This is a genomic window from Candidatus Caldatribacterium saccharofermentans (assembly GCF_050267035.1).
Classification (GTDB): Bacteria; Atribacterota; Atribacteria; order Atribacterales; family Caldatribacteriaceae; genus Caldatribacterium; species Caldatribacterium saccharofermentans.
Map to the genome: position 1 here is coordinate 993,316 of NZ_CP187957.1, position 24,497 is coordinate 1,017,812.

At 55.4% G+C, this 24,497-nt stretch carries 26 protein-coding genes and 1 riboswitch; of the genes, 18 read left to right on the forward strand and 8 right to left on the reverse strand.

Going from position 1 to position 24,497, the window contains the following annotated elements; translation table 11 throughout:
• Nucleotides 1–9: 9 nt before the first annotated feature.
• Genes ACPT9Q_RS05065 through ACPT9Q_RS05085 form a run of 5 tightly spaced genes read right to left on the reverse strand, consistent with a single transcriptional unit; the run spans nt 10 to nt 2,120 of the window.
• On the reverse strand, nt 10–324 hold the full coding sequence (locus ACPT9Q_RS05065; RefSeq protein WP_427366571.1) for a P-loop NTPase: 315 nt from the start codon (nt 322–324) through the stop codon (nt 10–12).
• Nucleotides 216–1,112, reverse strand: coding sequence for an MBL fold metallo-hydrolase (locus ACPT9Q_RS05070; RefSeq protein ID WP_427366573.1), 897 nt, complete (start codon nt 1,110–1,112; stop codon nt 216–218). The genes ACPT9Q_RS05065 and ACPT9Q_RS05070 overlap by 109 nt, the downstream gene beginning before the upstream one ends.
• Nucleotides 1,057–1,446 (reverse strand): NifB/NifX family molybdenum-iron cluster-binding protein, encoded by a 390-nt coding sequence (locus ACPT9Q_RS05075; protein WP_017874064.1) that lies wholly within the window; start codon nt 1,444–1,446, stop codon nt 1,057–1,059. The genes ACPT9Q_RS05070 and ACPT9Q_RS05075 overlap by 56 nt, the downstream gene beginning before the upstream one ends.
• A 50-nt stretch (nt 1,447–1,496) precedes the next feature.
• Nucleotides 1,497–1,778, reverse strand: coding sequence for a hypothetical protein (locus tag ACPT9Q_RS05080; RefSeq protein WP_017874063.1), 282 nt, complete (start codon nt 1,776–1,778; stop codon nt 1,497–1,499).
• A gap of 21 nt (nt 1,779–1,799) precedes the next feature.
• Nucleotides 1,800–2,120, reverse strand: a complete 321-nt coding sequence (locus ACPT9Q_RS05085; protein ID WP_017874062.1) for a DUF134 domain-containing protein — start codon at nt 2,118–2,120, stop codon at nt 1,800–1,802.
• 198 nt (nt 2,121–2,318) lie between these two features.
• Here ACPT9Q_RS05085 and ACPT9Q_RS05090 point away from each other — a divergent pair, with 198 nt between their 5' ends.
• From ACPT9Q_RS05090 to ACPT9Q_RS05145, 12 genes are all read left to right on the forward strand, one after another.
• Nucleotides 2,319–2,876, forward strand: coding sequence for a biotin transporter BioY (locus ACPT9Q_RS05090; protein ID WP_427366574.1), 558 nt, complete (start codon nt 2,319–2,321; stop codon nt 2,874–2,876).
• A 200-nt stretch (nt 2,877–3,076) separates the two neighbouring features.
• A complete protein-coding gene (locus ACPT9Q_RS05095) occupies nt 3,077–4,006 on the forward strand; it encodes a helix-turn-helix domain-containing protein (protein ID WP_026137387.1) in 930 nt (309 codons plus the stop codon).
• Between the two features lie 105 nt (nt 4,007–4,111).
• Entirely contained in the window at nt 4,112–5,371 is a 1,260-nt protein-coding gene (locus tag ACPT9Q_RS05100) for an ABC transporter substrate-binding protein (protein WP_427366575.1), read from the forward strand.
• Nucleotides 5,372–5,393: 22 nt separating this feature from the next.
• Complete coding sequence (locus ACPT9Q_RS05105) at nt 5,394–6,296, forward strand: carbohydrate ABC transporter permease (RefSeq protein ID WP_427366576.1); 903 nt, start codon at nt 5,394–5,396, stop codon at nt 6,294–6,296.
• Between the two features lie 35 nt (nt 6,297–6,331).
• On the forward strand, nt 6,332–7,153 hold the full coding sequence (locus tag ACPT9Q_RS05110; protein WP_427366577.1) for a carbohydrate ABC transporter permease: 822 nt from the start codon (nt 6,332–6,334) through the stop codon (nt 7,151–7,153).
• 108 nt (nt 7,154–7,261) lie between these two features.
• Nucleotides 7,262–8,572 carry an ABC transporter substrate-binding protein gene (locus ACPT9Q_RS05115; RefSeq protein ID WP_427366578.1) on the forward strand — a complete coding sequence of 437 codons (1,311 nt, stop codon included), beginning with the start codon at nt 7,262–7,264 and terminating at the stop codon, nt 8,570–8,572.
• A gap of 64 nt (nt 8,573–8,636) precedes the next feature.
• A complete protein-coding gene (locus ACPT9Q_RS05120; RefSeq protein ID WP_427366579.1) occupies nt 8,637–9,521 on the forward strand; it encodes a carbohydrate ABC transporter permease in 885 nt (294 codons plus the stop codon).
• An 18-nt stretch (nt 9,522–9,539) separates the two neighbouring features.
• Complete coding sequence (locus ACPT9Q_RS05125) at nt 9,540–10,355, forward strand: carbohydrate ABC transporter permease (protein WP_427366580.1); 816 nt, start codon at nt 9,540–9,542, stop codon at nt 10,353–10,355.
• Nucleotides 10,356–10,440: 85 nt separating this feature from the next.
• Entirely contained in the window at nt 10,441–11,751 is a 1,311-nt protein-coding gene (locus ACPT9Q_RS05130) for an endo-1,4-beta-xylanase (protein ID WP_427366581.1), read from the forward strand.
• Nucleotides 11,748–14,246 carry an alpha-L-arabinofuranosidase C-terminal domain-containing protein gene (locus ACPT9Q_RS05135; RefSeq protein WP_427366582.1) on the forward strand — a complete coding sequence of 833 codons (2,499 nt, stop codon included), beginning with the start codon at nt 11,748–11,750 and terminating at the stop codon, nt 14,244–14,246. The genes ACPT9Q_RS05130 and ACPT9Q_RS05135 overlap by 4 nt, the downstream gene beginning before the upstream one ends.
• Nucleotides 14,200–15,693, forward strand: a complete 1,494-nt coding sequence (locus ACPT9Q_RS05140; protein WP_427366583.1) for an alpha-N-arabinofuranosidase — start codon at nt 14,200–14,202, stop codon at nt 15,691–15,693. Before ACPT9Q_RS05135 ends, ACPT9Q_RS05140 begins: the two co-directional genes overlap by 47 nt.
• Nucleotides 15,694–15,813: 120 nt before the next feature.
• Nucleotides 15,814–17,754: a glycoside hydrolase family 127 protein gene (locus ACPT9Q_RS05145; RefSeq protein ID WP_427366584.1), complete on the forward strand. Its 1,941-nt coding sequence runs from the start codon at nt 15,814–15,816 to the stop codon at nt 17,752–17,754.
• A gap of 21 nt (nt 17,755–17,775) precedes the next feature.
• On the opposite strand, the gene ACPT9Q_RS05150 is transcribed toward ACPT9Q_RS05145, so the two are convergent.
• The gene (locus tag ACPT9Q_RS05150; RefSeq protein ID WP_427366585.1) at nt 17,776–18,033 is read right to left on the reverse strand and encodes a hypothetical protein; all 258 of its coding nucleotides are present in this window, start codon (nt 18,031–18,033) and stop codon (nt 17,776–17,778) included.
• 79 nt (nt 18,034–18,112) lie between these two features.
• Nucleotides 18,113–19,027: a ribonuclease H-like domain-containing protein gene (locus tag ACPT9Q_RS05155; RefSeq protein WP_427366587.1), complete on the reverse strand. Its 915-nt coding sequence runs from the start codon at nt 19,025–19,027 to the stop codon at nt 18,113–18,115.
• Between the two features lie 121 nt (nt 19,028–19,148).
• On the opposite strand from ACPT9Q_RS05155, the gene ACPT9Q_RS05160 reads away from it, so the two are divergent.
• The 6 genes from ACPT9Q_RS05160 to ACPT9Q_RS05185 all read left to right on the forward strand — a co-directional run bounded on the left by ACPT9Q_RS05160 (nt 19,149) and on the right by ACPT9Q_RS05185 (nt 23,558).
• A complete protein-coding gene (locus tag ACPT9Q_RS05160; RefSeq protein ID WP_427366588.1) occupies nt 19,149–20,180 on the forward strand; it encodes a putative CRISPR-associated protein in 1,032 nt (343 codons plus the stop codon).
• A 24-nt stretch (nt 20,181–20,204) separates the two neighbouring features.
• Entirely contained in the window at nt 20,205–22,019 is a 1,815-nt protein-coding gene (gene glmS, locus ACPT9Q_RS05165) for a glutamine--fructose-6-phosphate transaminase (isomerizing) (protein ID WP_017874125.1), read from the forward strand.
• Nucleotides 22,020–22,102: 83 nt separating this feature from the next.
• Nucleotides 22,103–22,306, forward strand: coding sequence for a 4Fe-4S dicluster domain-containing protein (locus tag ACPT9Q_RS05170; protein ID WP_427366589.1), 204 nt, complete (start codon nt 22,103–22,105; stop codon nt 22,304–22,306).
• Nucleotides 22,307–22,320: 14 nt separating this feature from the next.
• Nucleotides 22,321–22,671 (forward strand): hypothetical protein, encoded by a 351-nt coding sequence (locus ACPT9Q_RS05175; protein WP_017874123.1) that lies wholly within the window; start codon nt 22,321–22,323, stop codon nt 22,669–22,671.
• 84 nt (nt 22,672–22,755) lie between these two features.
• The gene (locus tag ACPT9Q_RS05180; RefSeq protein ID WP_427366590.1) at nt 22,756–23,049 is read left to right on the forward strand and encodes an ArsR/SmtB family transcription factor; all 294 of its coding nucleotides are present in this window, start codon (nt 22,756–22,758) and stop codon (nt 23,047–23,049) included.
• Nucleotides 23,046–23,558 (forward strand): peroxiredoxin family protein, encoded by a 513-nt coding sequence (locus ACPT9Q_RS05185; RefSeq protein WP_427366591.1) that lies wholly within the window; start codon nt 23,046–23,048, stop codon nt 23,556–23,558. Before ACPT9Q_RS05180 ends, ACPT9Q_RS05185 begins: the two co-directional genes overlap by 4 nt.
• 1 nt (nt 23,559) lies before the next feature.
• Here the strand turns inward: ACPT9Q_RS05185 and ACPT9Q_RS05190 are convergent, their stop codons facing one another.
• Entirely contained in the window at nt 23,560–24,210 is a 651-nt protein-coding gene (locus tag ACPT9Q_RS05190; protein ID WP_427366592.1) for a C39 family peptidase, read from the reverse strand.
• 51 nt (nt 24,211–24,261) lie between these two features.
• Nucleotides 24,262–24,348: riboswitch (cyclic di-GMP riboswitch) on the reverse strand.
• Between the last annotated feature and the right edge of the window lie 149 nt (nt 24,349–24,497).

Below are 24,497 nucleotides of genomic sequence, written 5' to 3' on the forward strand. Positions count from 1 at the left end.
GAAAGCCACTCACCTTTCCAGAACCTTTGCCACGATGGACGAGAGCGCCTCGTTCTCGTATTCCTCGATGGTGCCTTCGTCGCAGTGCTTTGCAAGCTCTGGATCCAGCGGAAGGCTTCCAAGGAAAGGCAGGGACATCCGGGAAGCAACGAGATGCCCCTTTTCCTCACCAAAAAGGGCGATTTTCCCGTGGCAGTGGGGACAGAGGATGAAACTCATGTTCTCCACAAGCCCCACAATGGGCTTCCCCAGGTCTTCCACCATGTGAATGGCTTTCCGGACCACAAGGAGCGCCATGTCCTGGGGTGAGAAGACGATGACCATACCCCCTTCCTCCCCCAAAGGAGCGTCATTCCTACCCCGCAGGGAACGTACCCTTCTGCCCACAGGGAACGAATACGCTCCGTAGCGAAGAAACCTGTGCAGTGTGCAGGAGCTACCTTTCCAACTCCTTCGGCCTTCATGACTTCAAGCGTTTTGTCGATGTCCTCTTCCTGGGCAAAGGCAAGGTGAAGTCCCCCGAGAAACCCCGAAATCCTCTTGCCCCAGAGCCGGGCCCTCTCCAGGAAAGCATCCACCCCGGGGTGACAGCATCCACAAAGAAGCAGGACTCCCTCCTCCCCCTCGATGAGAAGCCCCTGCTCTCGCACAGATCCCTCCACTTCGCCGGTGGTTGCCACAGAGGACGTGAGGCGTTGGGGGGCCTGTACTTCGATACATTTTGCCCCAGTTTCCCGGATGCGTGCTCTGGTTGCTTCGGAAAACGACGGGAGGATGTAGACCGTTACCCAGGGGTACGAGCAAAGGAAGTGCCAGAGCCCCCCGATGTGGTCGTAGTGCTCATGGGAGATGACCACAGAGGAAATGGTGCCGGGGTCAATGCCCAGAAGCTCCATGTTCTTGAAGAGCAGAGGACCACTTTCCCCGGTGTCGAAGAGGATGTTTTCCTCCCCCTCCACAAGACAGGAAAAACCGTGGGAGGCAAGGAGCGACGGGGCGAGCGCTGTGTTGTCATAGAGTACGGTGAGCTTCACCATATTCTCCCTGAGACCCACCTCAACCTCTATTCCTGTGGCAGTCATGGCCGTTTTCGGTGTGGCAGGGAACGGCAAGTTCTCTAAGGCGTCCCTGAACGAATGCGGCAACGGCGTCTTTGAGGGTTTCGTCGTCGGTTTGGAAGACAGAAATACCGGCACTTTTCAGCCGCCCAAGGCCCCTTGGGCCCATTCCCCGAACAAGGACGATTTCGGGAGAGAGCTTGAGGACCCAGTCATGGGTGAAACCGCCAGAATGCCCGCCTTCGTTGGGAGGGAACTCGATTCGGAGGATCTCTCCTCCTTCACCAAGTTCAAGGAGGGCAAAATACGGGGTTCGCCCGAAGTGCTCGAAAATGCGGGACTCCATACCCCTGGGTTCCTCAATGGGGACGAGAATCCGCTTCTTCATCGTTTCTACCTCCTTTTTGGGGCCGGGGAATTCCCCGGCCCATTTTAGGGTCAGTTCTGAGTTTCTTTTTTCTTAAGTTCTTCGAGCTCCTGGATCCGCTTCTCGAGATAGGCCTTTTCTTCCCGGAGAGCCTCAAGCTCTGCCTCGAGGTCTCTCAGGGTGGGGCCTGCAAAAGAGGCCCTCCAGAGTGCAGAAGCGTGGACGATTCTTCCTGCAGGATCCACGTAGAACGCGTGTGGTCCTCCTCCGCACCGGCATGGTCCGATGTACCGGTACCCTGCCGGAGCACTACCAATCCAGGCTCCTCGCCAGCTCCCTCTCCATCCATACATGCAGCTTCACCTCCCGTGTATTCAGGTTCTGCAGGAACCTTGACCCCTCCATCCCCTCCGGCAACGACACCGGTGAGGTGGAAGAGGAAACTCTTCCTGGTATACCGGTCCCCCCTCGATTCGAAGGGGTTTCCCAAGAATCAACGCCTCGGCCACTTTTTTCCGCGCGTTCTCGAGGATTCGGCCAAAGGTCGGGCGCGAAATCCCCATTCGCTGTGCCGCTTCTTCCTGGTAGAGACCCTCGAAGTCGGCAAGCCGAATGGCTTCGAGTTCATCAAGGGTCAGGACTATCTCCTGGGAGTTTTCCAGGGTTTCGGGATAGAAGCACCATATCTTTGGCACCCAGCCGATTCTCCTTGGACAGTGTGGTCGTGGCATTGTTTGTCACCGCCCCGCTGCTCTAATTATAAGCATATGTTCATAATTCGTCAAGGGTTCGAGTGGCCCTACCGTTTTGGCTCTGCTCCTCTGGGGAACCCTGTTGCGCGGTTTTGTTAACTCATGATATGATTTCAGTTAACGAAAAACCAGGAGAGGAGGATGCTCATGCAGCTTTCTCCACGTACTATGGCCCGTGTTGCCCTCTTTACGGCACTCTGTGTAGCTGCGGCGGTGTTCTTCCGTTTTGGGGGGAGCGTCGTTCCCTTTAGCCTTGTTCCCTTTGTGGTGTTCCTCTCAGGGTTTCTCCTCCCACCCCGGGAGGCTTTCCTCAGTATGGCCCTCTACGTTCTCCTTGGCCTTCTGGGGCTTCCCGTCTTTGCCACCCCACCTTTCGGGGGTCCAGCGTACGTGTTTCGGCCCACCTTTGGTTTCCTTTTAGGTTTCATGCTTGCTGCTCCCTGTGTGGCGTTCTTCTCGAGGGGCAAGAAAAGTCCACTGAAAGTTGCCACAGCCGTTGTCCTGGGCATGGTGGCGATGTACCTTCCCGGGATACTCTACTTCTTCCTGGCCATGAATACTTTTCTGGGAAAACCTATGGGATTTTCGAACGTTCTCCGGATTGCTTTCCTCCCCTTCATCGGTCCAGACGTTGTGAAAGCCTTCCTGGCATTCCTTCTGGCTCAGGGAGTGGTGCGGCGGATGGAGGGAAAGAGGTAGGCTTCGCCCTTTCTAGAGCCCATCACCAGGCAAGGAATCTATCAATTTTTTTGATATAAATGAAAAAACTTTGCGGAAGCTATAGGAAAAGTTTTTTCACCTGTTGACAGGAAGAAGTGGCACATGTTACACTCCTCAAAAAGAGCAACGAATTTGTTTTGTATCATTTTTCTTGATACAAAAGGAATGAAAAGGCTGTGATGCGAAAAGGCGGAAGCATCCTCGTCCTCAACACGGAGAAGGACTTTGAGGTTCTGAAAGTCCTGGGCTCAGACCTCAGGATCCGTATCCTCGGGCTTTTGAACGGGAAAAAGCTCAACGTGAACGAGATCGCTAAAGCCCTCAACATCCCCCAGTCCACAGCTGCCGTGAACATTAAAGCCTTAGAGAAAGCCGGGCTTGTGAAAGTCGAGAACAAAAAGGGAAAGAAAGGCTCTCAGAAGCTCTGCAGTGCCCAGTACAGCGAGATTGTCATTGCCTTCCCTTCCAGGGCTCCTGAGGACAGGGAGGACGACGTGATCGAGGTGGAGATGCCCGTGGGCCTCTATACCAAGTTCGAGGTGAGTCCTCCCTGCGGGCTGTGTTCTCCAGAGAAAATCATCGGCTTCCTCGATGCGCCTGACTCTTTCTGGAGCCCGGAGAGGGTGAAGGCAGGCCTCCTGTGGTTTGAAAAAGGCTTTGTGGAGTACAAGTTCCCGAATAACGCCCTGTATAAGCGCGAACCCCTCAAGCGCATCGAGGTCTCCATGGAGCTCTCCTCAGAGGTCCCGGGGACGAACAAGAACTGGCCCTCAGACATCACTCTCTGGATCAACGAAGTGGAAATCGGCACCTGGACCTCCCCGGGAGACTTTGGGGACAGGCGGGGCCGGTTTACTCCGCTTTGGTGGAAGCTCGAAGGGTCCCAGTACGGGCTTTTGAAGACCTGGATTGTGACGGATGAGGGCTCTTTTGTGGACGGAGAACGGGTCTCTGACGTTACCCTGAAAGACCTCAAAATCTACGACCACTCGTCCATCAAGATACGGGTGGGGGTCAAAGAAGACGCACGGAACGTCGGCGGCATCAACATCTTCGGCCGCGGGTTTGGCAACTACGACCAGGATATCGTGTTACGGCTGTGTTTCTGAGGGGTGTAGAGACCAGAGGAGGTGATGGGAGAAGGGGTACAAAAATGGTAACCGAGGCTTCTGAGGATTTCTTTGAAATCTTCTCTGAGGGAGGTGGATTTTCTTATGAGAAGTCAATTGAAGCTTGTGGTGGGCATTTTGGGAGTGTTGTTTTTTGCCAGCTGCGCTTTTGCTCAAGTCACTCTGAACTTCTGGACGCCCTTCACCGGTCCCGATGGACCCTACATGGAGAAGCTGGTGAACAAGTTCAACGAAGAGCATCAGGGCAAGATTCAGGTCGTTTTCCAGGTTGTCCCCGGAGGTATTGAATTTAACACCAACCTTGCTCTTGCGATAAGCAGCAAAACCGCTCCTGAAGTGGTCGCTATCCGTCGAGTTGATTTGGTGCGCTTCATTACCTCCATGCGCTCGTTCACCAAAGAAGAGTTAAGTAAGTACGGCATTGACCTGGCAGACTTTGTTCCTGGGCCACTGCAGGGAGTCTTGATCGATGACAATACCGTCTGCGGCTTACCTCTTGATGCCTTCTGTCTGGGCTTTTACTACAATGCGGACCACTTTACGGCAGCAGGCCTGGATCCTAACAACCCCCCAGCCAACCGGGAAAGCTTCATCGATGCCGCTCAGAAGCTCACCAAAGATCTTAATGGTGATGGAACCATTGATCAGTGGGGTTGGTTCTCTTTCGGTGGGTACACGCTTCGATACGTATGGCAGTGGTACACATTGCTTTTCCAAAACAGGGGACAGATTCTCACTGAGGATAGGAAGAAAGCGGCTTTTAACAACGAGGCAGGAATAGACGCCCTGGCATTCTACGTGGATCTTATCCATAAATACGGGGTTGCTCCGAAAGAACCCTCCGATCCTGAACCGGCCTTTGCTTCGGGAGTCCTTTCCATGCACTTTAATGGACCATGGATGCTGAACCTCTTTAAGCAGCAAGGAGTGAACTTTAAGGTCGCTCCGATTCCTGTTCTTGGTCAGGTTCCCGGGGTGTGGGGCTCTTCGCACATTCTTGCCATTCCTGCGGTTGCTGTGGAAGATCCTGCAAAGCTTGAAGCGGCGGTCACTTTTGTGAAATGGTTAAGCGAGCACTCTATGGAGTGGGCGGCAGCTGGTCAGATTCCGGCGCGGTTGTCCATCCTCAACAATCCTCGGTTCAAAGAGGCTCTTCCTGAGCAGTACGTGTTCTCTACTCAACTTCCGTACTTCCAGTCCCCTCCAGATATTGTAGCTCTCGCAGAGATAGAAACAGAGCTCATTTCCTGCATGGAAAGCGCTTTCCTTGGGCAGAAGACTCCGGCGGAGGCTATTGCAGAAGCAGCAGCGGCGGTTGACGAGATTTTGGCCGAGCAAGAGTAAAAACAAAAAGGAGGAATGGGGCATGAGGAGAATTTCTGGATGGTTGGTTCGCAGGCGTCGAGAGGGAGGTCCAATAGCCCCATTCCTCCTGCCTTATTTGAGCTTTTTCTCTGTGTTTATCGCTGCGCCCTTGGTTATGGGCTTTCTTCTCTCCTTCTACAAATGGGACCTTCTTAGCGCTCCAAAATTTCTGGGTTTCGGAAACTACCTGTATCTTCTTTTCAGAGACTCGAAGTTCTGGACTGCGGTAAGAAACACCTTTGTCTTTGCAGGCATCAGCACCCCCCTGCTTCTTGTGGTTCCCCTTCTTTTTGCCATTGCCCTGAATCGGGATTTTCGGGGGCGTCTCTGGGCCATGATTGGGCTCATTGCTCCCTCCTTTTTCCCTTCTGCGGCGGTTCTCCTTGTTTGGTCCTGGATGCTTGATGTTAAGGTGGGCATAATCAATTACTATTTCCAGAGATGGGGATTACAGCCCCCTGCCTGGCTTTCAGACCCTGCCACTACTTGGCTTATCATTATCGGCATCACGCTCTGGTGGTCTTCGGGGTTCAATACTATCCTCTATTTGAGCGCCCTACAGAAAATCCCCAAGGAGCAATATGAAGCAGCGGCTCTTGATGGAGCTGGATCATGGGCTCAGTTTTGGCACATTACCGTTCCCTGGCTTCGTAATGTCATGGTTTTCATTTCGACCATGCAGGTTCTCTCAAGTTTCATGATTTTCGACCAGATTTACATACTCACCAGTGGTGGGCCCTATGGGCAGACAAGAACCATCGTGTACTATCTCTACGAGACCGGTTTTCAGCGTTTTCAGATGGGACGTGCTTCGGCAATGAGCTGGTTGCTTTTCGGATTCATCGCCGTGTTTGCTATTGCTCAGCTTGAGGTAATGACAAAGCGAGTGAGGGCGGCCGAGTGATGACATTGGCGTTAAGGGGAAAAGCAAGGAGACAGATGAGGTCGTTTCTGTACTCGTTATTTATGTGTATTTTAGCCCTCTTTTGGTTTCTACCGATTCTCTGGATGTTCTCGACCTCCTTTAAGCCAAACCAGATGGCAGCAAGTTACCCTATTCGGTGGATACCAAGCCCCTGGACGTGGGAAAACTATGTAACAGTCGTTAAAGTTGGCCGGGGTATAGATATTCCGAAGGCTTTTTCAAATAGCGTTATTGTATCGACTCTTGTAGCAATTGGAGTACTTCTTACGGCCACCCCAGCAGCCTACGTTTTTGCTCGGGTGAAATTTCGGGGACGCGACATTCTCTTCTGGGCTATAGTGGCCACTCTGGCTCTCCCGGTGCAGATGTTCTATGTTCCTGTATACATCATTGTTGATCGCATGGGGCTTTTGGATACCCTGCCAGCACTCATCCTGCCACCTATAAGTCCGGCTCTTGGGGTCTTTCTTTTACGGCAGTTTATGCTCTCCATTCCTGGAGAGCTTGAGGATGCCGCGCGGATTGATGGGTGTTCTCGCCTGCGTTTTCTCGTATCCATCGCTGTTCCCTTGGTAAAACCAGCTCTGGTTTCCCTTGGGCTCATTACCTTTCTCTCAAGCTGGAACAACCTCATGTGGCCACTTCTTGTCATTCGGACGCCTTCGAAAATGACCTTGCCGCTTGCTCTGGCTAGATTCCAGGGAACGTATCACTTTGTCTTCGAGGCGGGAACCATAATGGCGGGGGTAACCTTTGCCATTATGCCGGTCATTGTGCTCTTTGCTTTCCTCCACACCTGGATTATCCGGGGTGTTTCGCTTAGCATCGAGAAATAAATAGTATGCCAAAAGGAGGTGGTGTAAGGGTATCCTCAAAGTTGTGTTTTTGAGTATGCCATAAGTATGCCAGCAGTACTGAAAGAAAAGGCGAAGGGAGGAAGGAAAATGAAACGAGTTATTCTTGGTCTCCTGGTAGCGCTTTTAGCTGTGTCGGTCGCTTTTGCGGCAGACGACATCTATCCGGAATACAAGGGAGAGCCGGTAACGCTGACCATGTGGGCCTGGACGAGCAACGAGGATTACTCTATCCGTGAGTTCGAAAAGGCATACCCCAACATCAAAGTCCAGTGGGAGAACTTTGGTGTCCATTACACGAAGGCACAAACCGCCATTGCTGCTGGAGAAGGACTTCCCGATGTGCTCATGATAGAGTACACTTTTGCTCCGGAATTCATGGAGCTTGGGGCTTTTGTCCCCATCAATCAGTGGCTTCCGGAGGAGAAGTTCGTCAAGCTCTTTGGAGAACCGGCCCTGAACTGGTGCGCTCTGGACGGCAAAATCTATGGGACGCCCCAGGACAGCGGAGCCATAGCGCTTTTCTACCGGAAGGACATTTTCGAAAAGTACGGGCTCACCGTTCCGCAGACCTGGTCCGAGTTTGCCGAACAGGCGAGGAAGCTCCGGCAGGCGGATCCAAACCTCAACTTCGCCACGGTGCCCCTTGGCTGGGCTTTGTGGTGGATTGGTCAGGTCTGGGAGGCCGGAGGGAAGGTATTCGACTACAAGGACGGGAAGTGGTACATCGACTTCACCAACCCTGTTGCCGAAAAGGTCTTTAACTTCTGGGGCGAGCTCATCGACGAAGGGACCATCAAGATTGAACAGTGGTGGTCTCCGGACTGGTATAACTCTCTCAACGTAGGAAAAACGGCAGCAGTGATTATTGGATGCTGGTTCGCCGAATGGCTTCGGTACAATGCTCCTGAATCCGAAGGGCTCTGGAGAGTGACCATACCGCCCCAGTGGGACCCCGCAAATCCTCATAACGGAATGATCGGAGGCTCGGGATTCTACGTTACCACCCACTCCAAGAATCCCGAGGCTGCGGCAATTTTCGTTATGTGGCTGAATTCCCACCCCGAATCCCTGAAGTGTCTCCACAAATACAGCAATCTCCCCGTCATGGTTTCAACCCGGTACGCAGAGGTGCTCGATGAAGTTGCCGGCCCGGACAAGTTCTTCGGAGGCCAGAACATCGTTGAAACTCTCTGGGAAGCCCACAAGCTTGTCGATACCGCTTATGTTGCTCTGCCCATCCAGACGAACGTCGATCAGACTCTTGGACTGCTTTTGCAGGATTATGTTGACGGGAAGATCAAGAAATTCGCAGATATCCTCCCGATGTGGGAAGAAGCAGTGGTCAAGGCGATGAAAGAGTTTGGGTACGACAACGTCGTGGTGGGAGAGCTGCCCTGAATCTCCGCCGAGTCCCCGGGGGAGGGTGGTACCCTCCCCCGCTTTTGAAGGAGTGAAACCCTGAATGATTCGCACACGCAGAGGCCGTTCGGTCTTTAAGGCCTATCTTTTCCTCGCTCCCTTCCTTGTGCTTTTTGCCTTTGTTGTGGTGTATCCCATTATCTTTGGGGTCAGGCTCTCGCTTTACGGGCAAAGGGGGGCACGAATGTGGTACGTCGGTCTCTCCAATTACCGGACCATCCTGGGAGACCCGAGGTTCTGGGAGGCTTTTAAGATCCCCCTTTTCCTCCTCCTTGTTCAGGTACCGCTTATGATTTTCCTCGCCATCCTCATCGCCTTTGTATACGAACGGATGCCCCGGGGGAGAGCAGCCTTTTACCGTTTCATCCACTATCTCCCCTATACGATTCCTGCTATTGTGGCCGGGATTGTGTGGTCGTACATTTTCTCGGACTCCATGTCACCACTTCGCCCCCTCCTGGACCTTCTCGGATTTGCGGGGGTGCGCATCCTCAACCGGGAACATGTCCCCCTTGTTCTTCTCGTAATCATCTTCTGGGAATTTACCGGCTACACGGCGTTCGTCGTTTTCTCAGCGCTTCTTGCCGTTCCTCGGGAGTACGCCGAGCAGGCACAGATTGATGGAGCCACGTTCTGGCAGACGGCCTTCTTCATCAAGCTCCCCCTTGTGCGGGGAGTTATCACTATGCTCTTCATCTTCAACGCCATAGGAGCGCTTCAGGTCTTCAACGAGCCGTGGATGCTCGGAGCGCTTGTCGTTCTACCTCCGAACTACACACCGGCAATGTACATCTACAACTCTGCTTTTGCTTACGGGAGATTCACCTACGCCACAGCTATGGGCCTTGTGCTCGCCTGCATCACCTTTCTCATTTCCCTTTACGTGTTGCGAATGGCCTCGAGGCAATTGCTCGCTCGGGGATGGTAAAGCCTGGGGGTGATTGTTATGCGCAGGAGTATTTCCTCAGAAGTGGCGATGGTTCTGGCCTCCCTCTATTTTATCTTCCCCTTCTACTGGCTTGTGGTGAGCATCACCAAGAATACCAGCCAGCTTTTTCAGAAATCCATTGCGCCCGGTGTCCCCAATTACTTTCTCGAGAACGTGCGGATGGTTCTGGGATACGAGAACGGGGTCTTTTACCACTGGCTAAGGAATTCCTTTTTCTACGCCACGGCCGGTGCTCTGGTCGGAGTTTTTATCGCTGCCCTTGCGGGGTTTGCTTTCCGGCGGTATGAATTCTACGGCAAAAGACTTCTTTTCCTCCTTATCCTGGGTTTTGCTATGGTCCCGGGATACGCAACGACCCTGCCCCTTTTCATGATTTTCAAGAGCCTCAGGTTCATCGATACCCCCTGGGCCATTCTCTTTCCGTCTTTTGTCAACGTCTTTGGGGTGTACCTGATGGTTACGTACTGGAACCAGATACCTCAGGAGCTTTTCGACGCTGCAGAGATTGATGGTGCAAGCGACTTCCTGGTGTTTTTCCGTATCGGCTTTCCGGGTATTGCTACAGGCTTTGTCACCCTTGCTCTCCTTGCTTTTGTAGGGGTCTGGAACAACTTCTTCCTGCCCCTGGTCATGCTCAATTCTCGGGCAAGGATGCCCTTAATCCTCGGCATCACAACCATCACCGACCCCCAGGGGTTCCCCGTGTACAACCTGACCCTGACGGCGAGTTTCTTCACCATCCTGCCTCTTCTTGTGATTTTCGTGGTATTCCAGAGGTTCTTCCGGCCCCAACTCTATGCCGGTTTGCACTGAGGGGGTGGTCTGGACGAGTTTCTGGCAGCGGTGTCTGAGGTGCTCTGTGTTGTGGCTTTTTCTCGGGGGGGCGGTTGCCCTTGCCTTGCCTGAGGGAATTCCTGTTGACCTTTCGCCATTCCAGGAGGCCATTGAGAAGTTTCGCAAGCTCCCGGTACGCATTGAGGTTGTGGACGAAAGTGGGCAGAAGCTCGAGAACGTAGAAGTTTTTTGTGAGCAGGTATCCCATGAGTTCCTCTTTGGCAATGCTCCGGAGTACCTCATTTTCGCCTTTGCTCCCGGAGCCTATTCCCGTGGCGGACGGTTTGGGGCGCAACCTCTGCCCCCGGAAAAGATTGCAGAGTACCAGCGCCTGTACCTTGAACTCTTCAACTTTGCCACACTTCCTGTTTTTTACTGGAAAGACTACGAGCCTGAACCCGGTCGGTTCCCCCTGAAAGAGGCGGCGTACCGCATCGCCAGGTGGCTGCAGGACCATGGGGTTCCTGTGAAGGGGCATACCCTGGTGTGGGGGAATCCTCCGGGTGTTGGCGTTCCTTCCTGGGTGTGGATGAAGGGACGTGCCGGTCGCTGGGAAGAAGTACGGGAGGCGCTTTTTGGGCGCATACGCCGGGAGGTTCAGGATTTCAAGGGTCTTGTGCACCTGTGGGATGTGGTGAACGAGCCTGTTGTCCAGCCCTGGTTTGAGGGTCTGGGCCCTGAGTACATTGCTGAAGCTTTCAGGGCGGTAAAGGAAATCGACCCTCAGGCTGTTCTCGTGCTCAACGAGTTCGGGATGTTGCTTGATGGGAACATACGAAAGCGGTTTATAGAAAAAGCTCGAAAACTCCTCGAAGCCGGTGTCCCTGTGGACGTCATCGGCGTTGAGGCACACCTTTTTACCGCCGAGGACATCAAAAGACACCTGGAGTCGCTTGAGGACATTCGCTCTGCTCTCGATGAGCTTGCCACTCTGGGGAAACCCATTCACATTACGGAGTTCCAGATTCCTCTGCCCGCGGTGGTGGGTGCTTTCGGGGTTTCGCCGGGGGAAGCCGAGGTGCTCCAGGCGGAACTTCTGAAAATCTTCTATACAGTCTTTTTCAGCCATCCTGCGGTTTCAGCCATAACCTACTGGAATTTCTATCGAGCCTGGCAGCCGAGGAGCGGCTTCCTGAGAGACGACTTCACGGTAAAGCCCATGTATTTCGTCCTGAAGGACCTCATCCACCGGGAGTGGAAGACAAAGGTTCGTCTTCGCACCGATGCGGACGGAGTGGTAGCATTTCGCGGATTTCCCGGGAATTACCGGGTCCTAACTACGGCTCTCTCGGGAGAGCAAGAAGAACACTTCTTTTTTGTGAGAAGCGGCGCTTCGAATGCCTTTGTGCTTCAAGTGGGAGGGAAGAAAAAGTGAAGAAACACCTTTTCCTGGCCGTCGTGCTCTTTGTTTTTATCCCCTCCTTTGCTCTTGCCTCGGAGTACCGCCTTGTTATCGATACCTCGAAGAAGGGTCCCGAGATTCCTCGAACGCTCTATGGCATCTTCTTTGAGGACATCAACCATGCTGCCGATGGGGGGATATACGCGGAGCTTGTGCGAAACCGCTCCTTCGAGCACCGGAACCCTTCCGAGGGCTGGATGTTCTCTGGGGATGAAGGTGTGCGCTTTGGCATTGAGGACGATACTCCTTTAGCACCACAGAACCCCCACTATCTCCGGGTTGTGTTTCCTCCCTCGGGAGGCAGGGGCCAGGTGGTGAACGAGGGATACGATGGGATCCCGATTGAAGCGGGGAAGACGTACCGTTTTTCCCTCTTTGCCCGGATGGAGGGGAAATCTCTGGGGATCGTGCGGGTGGGCCTTGAAGATGTGGCAGGGAAAACGTACGCCGAGGGGGAAATTCCCGTTCTTGTCCCAGAATGGAGGGAATACACCCTCAGGCTCTCTCCCCGGGAGAGCTGTCCTTCGGCTCGTCTTGTTCTGCATGTGGAAGGCCAGGGAGCCATGACCCTCGACATGGTCTCCCTCTTCCCCGAAGATACCTGGAAAGGCAGGGTCAACGGTTGGCGCCGGGACCTTGTAGAGATGCTTGCAGCACTTCAGCCGGGATTTCTCCGCTTTCCCGGGGGATGTATCGTGGAGGGGCATCGCCTCGAGAACGCCTATCGCTGGAAGAAGACCATTGGCCCCGTGGCGGAGCGACCGACTCAGTGGAATCTCTGGGGATACCATCAGTCTTTCGGTCTGGGGTTTTTCGAGTACTTTCTCCTTGCTGAGGACCTCGGGGCGGAACCTGTGCCGATTCTCAACGCAGGGATTTCGTGCCAGGTTCGGGGAGCAGAGTTCGTCCCCCTTGAGGAGATGGATGAATGGGTCCAGGATGCCCTGGATCTCATCGAGTACGCAAATGGACCGGCAACGAGTCCCTGGGGGAAAGTGCGGGCGGAAAGTGGCCATCCGGAACCCTTTGGGTTGAAGTATCTGGGTATCGGCAACGAGAACTGGGGAGAGGAGTATTTTGCGCGCTTTGCCCTCTTCCAGAAAGCCATAAAAGAGCGGTTCCCCGATATTCAGCTCATTCTTGCCAGCGGAACCTCTCCCGCTGGCCCAATTTTTGAAAAAGCCTGGGAGTGGGCAAAGACCCACGGGGTTGACATCGTCGATGAGCACATGTACATGCCTCCCCAGTGGTTTCTGGCCAATGCCAGCCGGTACGATACCTACGACCGCAAGGGCCCGAAAGTCATGGTGGGGGAGTATGCAGCCCACACCCTGGGGCGGAGGAATACCCTCGAAGCGGCTTTAGCCGAGGCAGCGTTCATGACCGGGATTGAACGCAACGCCGACGTCGTCGTTATGGCTTCCTATGCTCCCCTCTTCAACCGGGTGGGGTGGTCGCAGTGGGTTCCGGACCTCATCTGGTTCGATAACCTTCGGGTCTTCGGAACCCCGAGCTACTACGTCCAGTACCTTTTCAGCACGAACCTCGGGGACTTCGTCCTCCCTTCCACTCTTGAGTGTCCCAAAGAAGAGGATTTTCCGCCCATCCGGGGTTCTGTGGGTCTGGGGAGCTGGGGGACCCAGGTGGCCTTTGACTTCGTGCGGGTTCTGGATCCCGGGGGGAATGTGCTTTTCGAAGAGGGCTTTGAGGGAGGACGGAGGTGGAGGTGGTATCGGGGCGTCTGGGAAGCACGGGGTGGGCTTTTGCGACAGCGAAGTTTTGGTGAAGACTGCCGGGTTTATCTTGGAGAAAAGCCCTGGGGTGACTGCATCGTTGAGGTTTTGGCAAAGAAAATCGGCGGCAGTGAGGGATTCCTTATTTTCTTTGGGGTTCAGGATGACTTTAACTACTACCTCTGGAACGTTGGGGGCTTTGGCAACACGGTTTCCGTAGTCGAGAAGGCCATTGCGGGACAAAAAATCACCCTCAGCAAAAGCGTTCCCCTGACGATTGAGAACGATCGCTTCTACCGTCTGCGAATCGAGGTCTCAGGGCGAAGGATTCGCTGCTTTCTTGATGGCACCCTCATTCACGAGGTTGAGGACACAACGGGCCTCAGGCCCCTGTACCATGTGGCGAGTTTCGACAGGGATTCAGGAGACATCATCATCAAGGTGGTCAATCCTTTCCCCGAGGAGAAACACACCGTGGTTACCACCTCCGGTGAGGTGGAGCTGACCGGGAAAGGAAAGGCCCTGGTGCTTGCGGGAGATCCCAGAGACGAAAATAGCTTCCTGAACCCTTTCAACGTCGTTCCTCGCGAGATGCCCCTTTCCGGCCTTTCTCGCTCTTTTTCCCATGTTTTTCCACCTTTTTCGGTCACCATCCTGAGGATTGAAACCCTTGAAGGGAGGAAGGACGATGAACGCTCACGTGAAAGTCTGGGGAGTGAAAACCGGAACCATTAGTCCACTCATCTACGGGCATTTCATCGAGCACCTCGGCCGGTGTATCTACGGTGGAGTGTTCGACGAAGACTCGCCTCTCGCAGACTCTTCGGGGTTCCGCAAAGATGTTCTTGAGGCGGTGCGGCGTATCAAATGTCCTGTACTCCGCTGGCCCGGAGGGAATTTTGCTTCGGCCTACCACTGGGAAGACGGTATCGGTCCCAGGGAAAGACGACCAAAGCTCATCAACTACGTCTGGGGAGGCATTGAGACCAATCGCTTCGGGACGGATGAATTCATAGAGTACTGTCGAAGGATTGGGGCCGAGCCGTACCTTGCGGTGAGCCTTGGGACCGGGACTCTGGATGAGGCCCTGCACTGGCTGGAGTACTGCAACCTCAATACCCCCACAAAGTACGCCGAGATGCGCAAAACGTTTGGCCATCCCGAGCCGTACCGGGTGAAGTACTGGGGCGTGGGCAACGAGGTCTACGGACCGTGGCAGGTGGGGCACTGCAGTGCCCGGGAGTATGCGGAGAAACTCCGCCAGTTTGCCATGTTCATGAAGGCCCTGGACCCTTCAATCCAGATTATCGCCGTTGGGGCCGATGACCCGGAATGGGACCTCACCGTTCTCAAGCACGCCGGGAAGGTCATCGACTTCATCTCCATCCATCAGTACCACGGGTCTGAGGACTACTATGAAACCGTTGCGGCAGCCTATTACGTGGAAGAGCGCCTGAAGCTCCTTGCCAGCCTCATCAAGAGCACCCGCATGGACCACGTGAAGATTGCTTTTGACGAGTGGAATGTCTGGTACCAGGTGGACCCGGAGGAGGAGGCCCGGGAAAAGGGCATCGTCTACCTTGAGGAGCCCTATACCCTGAAGGATGCCCTCTTCGCCGCAGGGATTTTCCTTGTTCTACACCGCTTAAGCGACGTTGTGGGTATGGCAAACCTCGCTCAGATGGTGAACGCCCTGGGGATGATCAAGACCCAGAAAGACGCCATGGTCCTCACCCCCATCTACCACGTCTTTGACCTCTTTGTGAACCACACGGGAACTGTGCGGCTTGGGTGCGAGGTCCTGGCGGACTCCTATGCCATCCGGGCAAAGAGCTTCCTCAAGGGTCGGAGCTCCTTTGCCCTGGAGCGGGTCCCCTACTTTGATGCCTCGGCAACGTATGATCCCTCCCGGAATGTCCTCTCGCTGGCCATGGTGAATTTCCACAGAGACGAACCCTGCGAGGTTGCGGTGGACTTCTCTGATGTTCCTGCAGGGAAGGAGGGGCAGCTTTTTGAGCTGACCGCTCCGGATGTTCTTGCCGGGAACGATTTTGCCTCTCCAAACCGGGTGGTTCCGGTATCCCGCGCCGTTGCCCTCTCGGAAAGCTCGTACTCCCTTCCTCCTCACACCCTGTGGGTGCTTGAGGTTCCCCTTGAGGGGGCTCTGGGAGGAACTGTCTGAAAGCCTCTGGGTGCCCTGTGCCGGTTTCTGAAGCCGGCACAGGGTGTTTCGTTCAAGTAATACCTTCCTGGTGTGTAGGTAGGTAAAGGAAAAACCGGCCTGGTGCGGAGGGTGAGGAACATGGAGGGAAAAACACTGGAACACCTTGATCCTGGTGCGGTCAGGGTTGCGGCAGCGGATTTCTGGGGGAAGAGAATCCTTCAGGTGAAAGAGACAATCATCCCCTACCAGTGGGAGGCCTTAAACGATAGGGTACCGGGGGCGCCGAAGAGCCATGCGGTGGAGAATTTCCGCATCGCTGCAGGGCTGGCTTCGGGAGAGTTCTACGGGTGGGTCTTCCAGGACAGCGACGTGGCAAAATGGCTTGAGGCGGCAAGCTACTGCCTCTGGAACTTTCCGGACCCGGAACTTGAGCAAAAGGTCGATGAGGTTATTGACCTTGTGGCTCAAGCGCAGAGGCCCGATGGGTACCTCAACACCTACTTCACCATTAAGGACCCGGAGGGGCGCTGGAAGAACCTCCGCGACAATCACGAGCTCTACTGCGCTGGGCATTTCATCGAGGCTGGAGTTGCCCACTACAGGGCAACGGGCAAAGGGAAACTCCTTGAGGTGGTTTCCCGCCTTGCCGACCACATTGCCGACCGCTTCGGCGATGGACCAGGGAAACTGCGGGGATATCCCGGGCATCCCGAGATTGAACTCGCCCTGGTGAAGCTGTACCGGGTCACGGGAGAACGACGGTACCTCGACCTTGCTGCGTTTTTTGTCAACGAGCGGGGGAAAACCCCCCTGTACTTTGAACTCGAGGCAAGAGCACGGGGAGAAAAGGAACTCCCCTGGCCGTTCTGGACCCCTGCCTACTGCCAGGCGCACCTTCCGGTGCGGGAACAGCAAGAGGCTGTGGGCCACGCCGTTCGGGCGATGTACCTCTATAGCGCCATGGCCGATCTTGCTCTGGAGCTTCGTGATGCCACCCTTTTTGAGACCTGCAGGACGCTCTGGGAAAACGTCACGGAGCGCCGGATGTACATCACCGGGGGCCTTGGGTCTTCGGCCCAGGGTGAGGCATTCACCTTCGATTACGATTTGCCCCCTGACCGGGCTTACGCCGAGACCTGCGCCAGCATCGGTTTAGTCTTCTGGGCCCACCGGATGCTCCGTCTTGAAGTGGACCGGACCTATGCCGACGTTATGGAACGGGCTCTATACAACGGGGTGTTGAGCGGCATGTCTCTTGACGGTACCGCCTACTTCTACGTGAACCCCCTTGAAGTTGTGCCTGAGGCGGTGCAAAAGAGACACGACCTGCAGCATGTGGTGCTGTCTCGCCAGAGGTGGTTCTCCTGTGCCTGTTGCCCACCAAACCTTGCAAGGCTCCTTGCTTCTTTACCCTCCTATCTCTACTCTAAGGATGGAGAAACCCTCTACGTTCACCTCTTTGCCGAAAGTGAGGTAACCGCATACCTCGAGAAGGGGCGGGTTGTCCTCTTGCAGAAGACCGGGTACCCCTGGGAGGGAGACATCCACTTTGAGGTGTTCCCCGAAACACCCCAGGAGTTCACCCTGGCGGTGCGGATTCCCGGATGGTGTCGGGAGGCGAAAGTCCGGGTGAACGGAGAGGAAGCCGACGTCTCTCCCCTTGTCGAGAGGGGGTATGCGAAGATTCGGCGGCTCTGGCAAAAGGGAGACCGGGTGGATCTTTCCCTTGCTATGCCCGTTGAGCGAGTACGGGCGCATCCTGGAGTGCGTGATGCCTCGGGAAAAGTAGCCCTGCAACGGGGTCCTGTGGTGTTTTGCCTTGAGGAAGCGGACAACGGTCCGGGGCTCTCGCAAATTGTTTTGCCCGAAGAAGCGAAACTCTGTGCGACGTTTCGTCCAGAGCTCCTCGGAGGTGTGGTGGTGCTCTCCGGGGAAGCGGAAAGGGAGGTTGCTGCTTCAAGCCACCTCTATGCTTTTCGTCGACCTGAAAGACGCAGAGTTCCCCTCACTGCTATTCCCTACTACGCCTGGGGGAACCGGGGGGTAGGGGAAATGACGGTGTGGATTCGTGAAGAGTAGTCCCGTCGGAAACCGGGATCTCTATCGCTTCTTTTCCCGGAGGGCTTTAAGATCGCTCTCAAAGAGCTTCCAGTTGAGCGCCGCATGGCCTATCCCCAGGGCAAGGAACAGGAACCCTCCCACAGGGTGTGCCCTGGTAGCGAAGTTCCAGAGCGGCAGAGGCATCACGCCTCCACGCTGGGCAACAAGGAGGATGCTCCCTGTGGTGACCATGAAAAGGAGAAGAATAAGCATCGAAAGCGCCACAACCCCGCGAATGCGGATGGTGGTTTTCGTCACGGTGCTCACCTCTTTTGGGTCGGAAATTCCAGGTAGAGTCCAGGCTCTGGACTCTACCTGGTTTGCTTTTCCCTGAGACTCACAGAAGCAGGCGCCCGTTTTTCAGGTCGTCGATGAGCCGGCTGATGTTTCTCTTTGTAAGGACGCCCCTTTCGACGAACCAGGCAAAAAGAAGATCGTAGAACTCGGCGTTCCCCGTACTCTGGCTGGCAACAAGGTTTGTGAAGTGGCGGAGCTGGTTGTCGGTGGGAGGGTCAGGGGGAGGCAGGAATTCCGGGGAGAGGTACTTTTTCAAGCGGAGGTAGAGCTTTGCGGTGGCGATGGCGTCCTGAGCGTTGTAACGGGCGATATCGAAGTACCGCCCTTCGAGGAAGGCGTCGTGGATCTTTGACCCGTCCATTCTGCCCTTGTTGAGGGGGATGCCGAACCTCCGGCACACGAATTCCAGGGTATACCGGTGCCCGGAGACCGAACAGGAGAGGAACTGGGCAAGGTCCAGATGGCCGTCAGAAAAACGGGGAGCATATGATGCGGCAATAGACGGCGGAAGGTCAAGACCGTGGATCATACTCCGGAGGCGGAGAACCGGGAGGTCGAAGCTTTGACCGTTGTAGGTCACAAGGAGCTCCGCGCTCTCAAGGTCCTGCCAGAGCTCTTCAAGGAGAAGCTCTTCGGCTTCGAAAAGGTTCTCTTCGGGACTCAGGCAAAGAACAGGCGTATAGCGAATGGGGAAGGAATGGGTTTCCTGAACTTCCTCACCGCTACTTGAGATGTAGTACACAGAAACGCCGGTAATTTTCCCTTCCTCCACACAGGCTACGGCGGCGGAAATCACCTGGAGGACGTAGGGGTTCAGGGCGAGCTCTTGCTCGAGCTCTTCATCAGAACGGTCCTTCTCCCCTCGCGTCCGGAGGTAATGGTACTCGGGAAACCCAAGGTCTTCGATTGAAGCAAAGGTCTCGATGTCTACCACCGCAACCCGCACACCAGTCACCAGGAGTATACTACCGGAACCTTGCTCTCCCGGCAAGAGAGGGTGGATAGGTTTCCACGGGTTCCAGACCTTCCTTTGCAGAGGGTATAATGGAGCCAGGAATGGAGAGGGGTGAAACCTGGTGAGGACCATTCTGAATACGGTGGGGACTTCCCTTGTGAGGAACGCGTCGCCTTCCGGCTCCCCGGACGTGGCAGAACTCATCCGGTTCCTTGCCCTCACGGACCTGCGAAAGGCCTCGGCGGAGACGAACGCGCTGTGTCATCTACTCCGGGAGGATGACGCCCTGGTGTTCCTCCACTCCGAAACCCCTGAAAGCCACCTCTGTGCCCGGGCGCTTGCCGAATTTTTCAAAAACCGGGGACACGAGACGAGGATGGTGTGCGTCAGGGACCTCTCATACCGGGAGGCGGACTTCCGCCTGGGCCTGCGTGCGCTTGTGGGGACTCTGGTGGCCTGTATCAAGGAAGAGCAGGCCCGGGGCCGGGAGGTGCTCATCAATGCCACGGGAGGATTCAAGGCAGAAGGAGCCTACGCAACTTTGGTGGGGTTGCTCTTCAACGTCCCCGTGTACTACATCTATGAGGCCTTTCAGAGGGTCGTGCAGATGCCTCCTCTCCCTATAGACTGGGATTACTCGGTCATCGCCGAACACGAGGACCTGCTCCATTCGCTCTCTGGAGAGGGTCGCTCAAGGTTTGAGCTTGTCCGGTCCACGCTGCCGAAAGAAATTTCCTCGCTTCTTGAAGAGCGGGAGAACCGGATTTTCCTCTCCCCTGCCGGAGTGGCGGTTTTCGAGGCATACCTTGAGAAGGTGCGGCGCACTCCGAAAATTCCGGTGTACTTTGGGAAGCGGGCCTTAGAGTGGTACCAGAAGGCCAATGCGACGACCCAGGAACGCATCCGGAGAATTCTCCGCCGGCTCTGCCTTCCGGAGGTCCGGCGAAGTGGGGCGAAGAAGCTGAAGAACTCCCGATGTTTCGTCTACCCCCAGGGCCACCAGAACGAACGGGTGCTCTTCTGCGAGAAGGACGAAGGCCTCATCGTCTGCGCCCTGGCCCAGCACAGCGACAGGAGCTACGACCGGCTCTTTGACGAGGGTCTGTCCTGCGAGAAAAGAGGCAAGCTGGTGCCTTTTGAAGAGGACTTTTAGATGGTTTGAGGGAGCGTGAGGGAAATGTGTGGCATCATCGGATACGTTGGGGAAAGGGAAGCCCTTTGTGTTCTCCTTGGAGGGTTGAGGCGGCTTGAGTACCGGGGCTATGACTCGGCAGGAGTAGCCCTTCAGGAAAAAGGGCGGATTGTGGTGGTGCGAAAGGTGGGGAAAATCGGGGTACTGGAGCAGGAGCTTGCGGGGAAAACCTTCACCTCCCGGTGTGGTATCGGCCACACTCGCTGGGCAACCCACGGGGTCCCTGCCGACCACAATGCCCATCCTCACACCGACTGCCGAAAAACCCTTGCCCTTGTCCACAACGGCATCATCGAGAATTACCGGGCGCTCCGGGAAAGGCTTCTTGCCGAGGGGCATCGCTTTCTCTCAGAAACGGATAGCGAAGTGGTGGCCCATCTCCTCGAAGGAGACGGTTCGCCCCTGGAGCGGATTCTCCGGACTCTTCCCCTCCTTGAGGGGTCCTATGCCCTGTGCATCCTCTTTGCCGAGGAACCCGGGGTGCTCTATGGCGTTCGGCAGTTCAGCCCTCTGATTCTGGGGATTGGGGATGGTGAGTACTTTCTGGCTTCTGACGTTCCGGCGTTTTTGGAGTACACCCGCAAAGCGGTGTTCCTTGAAGATGGGGAGATTGTCCGGGTGAGCAAAGACGGATGGGAGGTCTTTCACAGGACAGGGGAGAAATGCTCGAAGACGGTCTTTACCGTTCCCTGGGACCCGGTGAGCGCCGAGCGCGGGGGCTTCAAGCATTTCATGCTTAAAGAGATTCACGAGCAGCCCCGGGTGTTCGAGGACACCATCGCCGGGAGGGTGAACCTGGCGCGGGGAGAGGTAGAGTTTGAGGAACTCGAGGATTTCCCTCTCGATTTCTCTCGGGTGGTGGCCGTTGCCTGCGGAACGGCCTGTCACGCAGGGATGCTCGGGAAGCTCTATCTGGAAGACTTCGTGCATGTACCGGTCGATGTGGAGTATGCCTCGGAGTTCCGCTACCGGGACCCCCTGCTTGATGAGAAGACTCTGGTTCTGGCCATTTCCCAGTCGGGAGAGACGGCGGATACCCTGCGGGCGGTGGAACTCGCAAAGCAAAAAGGCGCTAGAATCCTTGCGGTGTGCAACGTCCTGGGGAGTTCTCTGACTCGCCTTGCCGACTGGACCGTGTACACCCGGGCGGGAATCGAGATTGGTGTGGCCTCGACGAAAGCCTTTCTTGCCCAGATGACGGTGCTTTTGCTCTTTGGCCTTTTCTGGGGGAAGAGGAAGGGAACGCTTCCTCCTGGGACGATGGAATCGCTTCTTGAGGAGATGCCCACGCTCCCCCGGAAAATGCGCACACTTCTTTCCCGGGAAGAGGACATCCACGTTCTGGCAAGGGAATTCTACCTCTTCAAGGATTTCCTCTACCTCGGTCGGGGGCTGTACTATCCCCTCGCCCTGGAGGGAGCCCTGAAACTCAAGGAGATTTCCTATATCCACGCTGAGGGACTGGCGGCAGGAGAAATGAAACACGGTCCCATCGCCCTCATTGAGCCCGATGTGGCGAGCTTTGTCCTGGTGGGCCAGGGAGAGCGGAGGCTCAAGGTCCTCGGGAACATCGAGGAAATCAAAGCCCGACGGGGGAAGGTCATCGCCCTGTGCGACGAGGGTGACGGAGAGGTCCGGGGAAAGGCAGATTACGTTGTGGAAATCCCAAAAACCTTAGAGGTTTTCTCGCCGCTTCTGGCCATCGTCCCCCTCCAGCTTTTCGCCTACTACGTGGCGCTCGAAAAGGGGTGTGACGTGGACCAGCCGAGGAACCTCGCAAAGAGCGTGACGGTGGAGTGAGGGGGGATCCCCCCTCTTGTTTTTTTGTTGATTTGTTGTACACTTGTACAACAAGTAAACAAGGACGACAAGAGGTGAGGGTGATGGCAAAGACGTGGTACCCTATCATCGACTATGAGAAATGCACAGGCTGTATGACCTGCGTGAACTTCTGCCCCCATGGGGTGTACAGGGAGAACGGAGGGAAACCCGAGGTGGTCAACCCTCTGGAGTGTGTGGAGTTCTGCCGGGGATGCCAGAAGCTCTGTCCGGCTGAGGCCATAAGGTACTTTGGAGATACCAGGTAGAGGAGGTGTGCACCATGGCCAGGAAGGGTGTTATTCTCTGTGTCTGTCAGGGAACCTGCCCGTCGTTCCATCAGATGAATGTCTTCGAGGTGCTCAACGCCCTGCGGCGGGAAAAGCTTGTCGATTTCGTCGGCATCCATCCGCAGCTGTGTGCCTCTGACGGGGATGTTTTCTGGGAAGTCTTCCTGAAGGGAGCAGACGATGTCGAGAAGCTCGTTGTTGCCGGGTGTCACGCGGACATGCAGAGGAAGATGTTCCGGGACGCCTTTGAAAAAACCGGTTTTGCGAAAGAGAAGCACGTCGGTGTTGACATCAGGAATATGACCACAGAGCAGGCGGTGGAAGCCATAAAGTCGGTCCTGTAAGCCTGTCCGGGGTGCAAAACCCCGGATAGGCGATTTGTAGGTGAAACCCCGTTCCTTTCTCCTCGTATAGAAGGTTAGAGCGTTATGCGGGTCGAAGAGCTTTTCAAGGTTCTCTCCTGTCGATGGCGTATAGCCATCGTCAAGATGGTTGCGGAACAGCCGCTCTGCCAGTGTGAGATAGAGCGCATGTTGCCTATTGACAAGACGAACCTCTCGCGCCATGTGAAGTTGCTCCGAATGGCGGGGATTATTGAGGAGGAAATTCAGGGTCCGGCAAAGCGCATCTCCCTCAAGGACCCCCGGGTTCTCGAGCTCCTCGCCCTTGCCGAGGCCATTGCGGGGGATACCGTTACAGTATCCAGGGAGGAAACGCCATGAAGAAACCTGTGCTCTTGCTCATCCTTGTGGTTGGTGCAGGATGTGTGGTTTTCGCCCTCTTTGCCGGATACCTCCTTTCGGGAACACCTGTGGATATGCAGGTGAAAGATTTCACTCTGCCGCTCCTTTCCGGGGGAACGGTGCGGCTTTCATCGTACCTCGGGCAACCAGTGCTCCTTGTCTTTTTCACGCCCTCCTGCGGCCACTGCCACAGCGAGGCTCCCCGCCTTGAGGCGGCGTACGAGAAATACAGAAACCGGGGGCTTGTGGTCCTTGGGGTGGGTTACATCGGAGGAAGTACCGAAGAAGCGCTCCGGAGCTTTGTAGCAGAGCATAACCTCACCTACCCTGTGGCCATCGATACTCCGGAGACGAAGATAGTACAGCGCTACAACGTCTCCTGGGTTCCCCATAACGTCTTCTTCAATCGCCAGGGGAACATCGTCCGGGAAGAGCGGCGCGAGCTCTCCCCGGAGGAACTCGAGGAATACCTCCGGGAAATCCTCTGAGCTACTCTATGGTCACGTACCAGTTCCCCTGCTTCTCCCAGGCAGAGAGGAATTGCCCAATGGGGTAACTGTTGTAAGCCCCACTCGGTTTTCCGGGGTCGTGGACGTAGATGGAGAAGCTATCCATTCCTACAGCCACCATGGCATGTCTTGAGCTCTGCGGGTTCATGTCGGCGAAGACAGCAACAAGCACCGGTTTTCCCGCCTGGAGAAGCCCTCGAAGCACCTCCAGATTCCCCATGCCAATTCGGGTCGGCACTCCCCGGCTTTCGAGGTATGCCCGAATCTGGAAGACGTTGGTGTAGTCACCGTTATATCCGTTGATGGGAAGACCAAAGCGAGCATTGAGCCAGTCGTCTGCTTCCTTGATGTCCTCGGGAGAGGGTGTGGTGCCAAGGTAATAGGCGGCAATCATCACTGCTGAAGCCACGCCGCAGTTTCGGGTGCTTGACCAGTTGCCAGGGGGAACCTGAGGTAGGAAAGGAACGTCAAGGAGGATTCGCTCTGACGAGTATTCAATGAATTTTCCCCCAGTCTGTGCGGAGAACGACGAGGGGAGTTTCCCCTCAAAGGAGACAGTAGAACACCCCGCAATAAAAAGCGCAAGGAGAAGGACTCCAGAAAGCAGGAGCAACGCTGTGTTCTTCCGCACGTCCTCACACCCCCTTGTACTCCTCTCCGAGGGAGGAAGACGCGCCAGGGACTTGGCAGCCCAGCCGCCATAGCGCTTTCGCGCTGTAGGCCTGTGGCTTTGCGCCCTCCCCTTTCGGAGAGTTTGCCCTTTCATTCCCTCGTCCTTTTATATCGGTAAGGGTCAGGAAAACTTTAGGGGGTGGTGGAAATTTTTGGTCTTTTTCTTTGAGAGTGCCATGTCCTTAGAAGGAATGGGCTTTATTACCCTCTTTTTTTCTCGCTTTTCAGAATGCTCCTACATCCCTG

Excerpts from the sequence above, each read along its gene's own strand:
- ACPT9Q_RS05145 (WP_427366584.1), top strand. The coding sequence starts at position 15,814 with ATGGAGGGAAAAACACTGGAACACCTTGATCCTGGTGCGGTCAGGGTT.
- ACPT9Q_RS05170 (WP_427366589.1), top strand. The coding sequence starts at position 22,103 with ATGGCAAAGACGTGGTACCCTATCATCGACTATGAGAAATGCACAGGC.
- ACPT9Q_RS05115 (WP_427366578.1), top strand. The coding sequence starts at position 7,262 with ATGAAACGAGTTATTCTTGGTCTCCTGGTAGCGCTTTTAGCTGTGTCG.
- ACPT9Q_RS05065 (WP_427366571.1), bottom strand. The coding sequence starts at position 324 with ATGGTCATCGTCTTCTCACCCCAGGACATGGCGCTCCTTGTGGTCCGG.
- ACPT9Q_RS05175 (WP_017874123.1), top strand. The coding sequence starts at position 22,321 with ATGGCCAGGAAGGGTGTTATTCTCTGTGTCTGTCAGGGAACCTGCCCG.
- ACPT9Q_RS05185 (WP_427366591.1), top strand. The coding sequence starts at position 23,046 with ATGAAGAAACCTGTGCTCTTGCTCATCCTTGTGGTTGGTGCAGGATGT.
- ACPT9Q_RS05100 (WP_427366575.1), top strand. The coding sequence starts at position 4,112 with ATGAGAAGTCAATTGAAGCTTGTGGTGGGCATTTTGGGAGTGTTGTTT.
- glmS (WP_017874125.1), top strand. The coding sequence starts at position 20,205 with ATGTGTGGCATCATCGGATACGTTGGGGAAAGGGAAGCCCTTTGTGTT.
- ACPT9Q_RS05090 (WP_427366574.1), top strand. The coding sequence starts at position 2,319 with ATGCTCATGCAGCTTTCTCCACGTACTATGGCCCGTGTTGCCCTCTTT.
- ACPT9Q_RS05140 (WP_427366583.1), top strand. The coding sequence starts at position 14,200 with ATGAACGCTCACGTGAAAGTCTGGGGAGTGAAAACCGGAACCATTAGT.
- ACPT9Q_RS05095 (WP_026137387.1), top strand. The coding sequence starts at position 3,077 with ATGCGAAAAGGCGGAAGCATCCTCGTCCTCAACACGGAGAAGGACTTT.
- ACPT9Q_RS05125 (WP_427366580.1), top strand. The coding sequence starts at position 9,540 with ATGCGCAGGAGTATTTCCTCAGAAGTGGCGATGGTTCTGGCCTCCCTC.
- ACPT9Q_RS05105 (WP_427366576.1), top strand. The coding sequence starts at position 5,394 with ATGAGGAGAATTTCTGGATGGTTGGTTCGCAGGCGTCGAGAGGGAGGT.
- ACPT9Q_RS05080 (WP_017874063.1), bottom strand. The coding sequence starts at position 1,778 with ATGTATGGATGGAGAGGGAGCTGGCGAGGAGCCTGGATTGGTAGTGCT.
- ACPT9Q_RS05075 (WP_017874064.1), bottom strand. The coding sequence starts at position 1,446 with ATGAAGAAGCGGATTCTCGTCCCCATTGAGGAACCCAGGGGTATGGAG.
- ACPT9Q_RS05120 (WP_427366579.1), top strand. The coding sequence starts at position 8,637 with ATGATTCGCACACGCAGAGGCCGTTCGGTCTTTAAGGCCTATCTTTTC.
- ACPT9Q_RS05180 (WP_427366590.1), top strand. The coding sequence starts at position 22,756 with ATGCGGGTCGAAGAGCTTTTCAAGGTTCTCTCCTGTCGATGGCGTATA.
- ACPT9Q_RS05110 (WP_427366577.1), top strand. The coding sequence starts at position 6,332 with ATGAGGTCGTTTCTGTACTCGTTATTTATGTGTATTTTAGCCCTCTTT.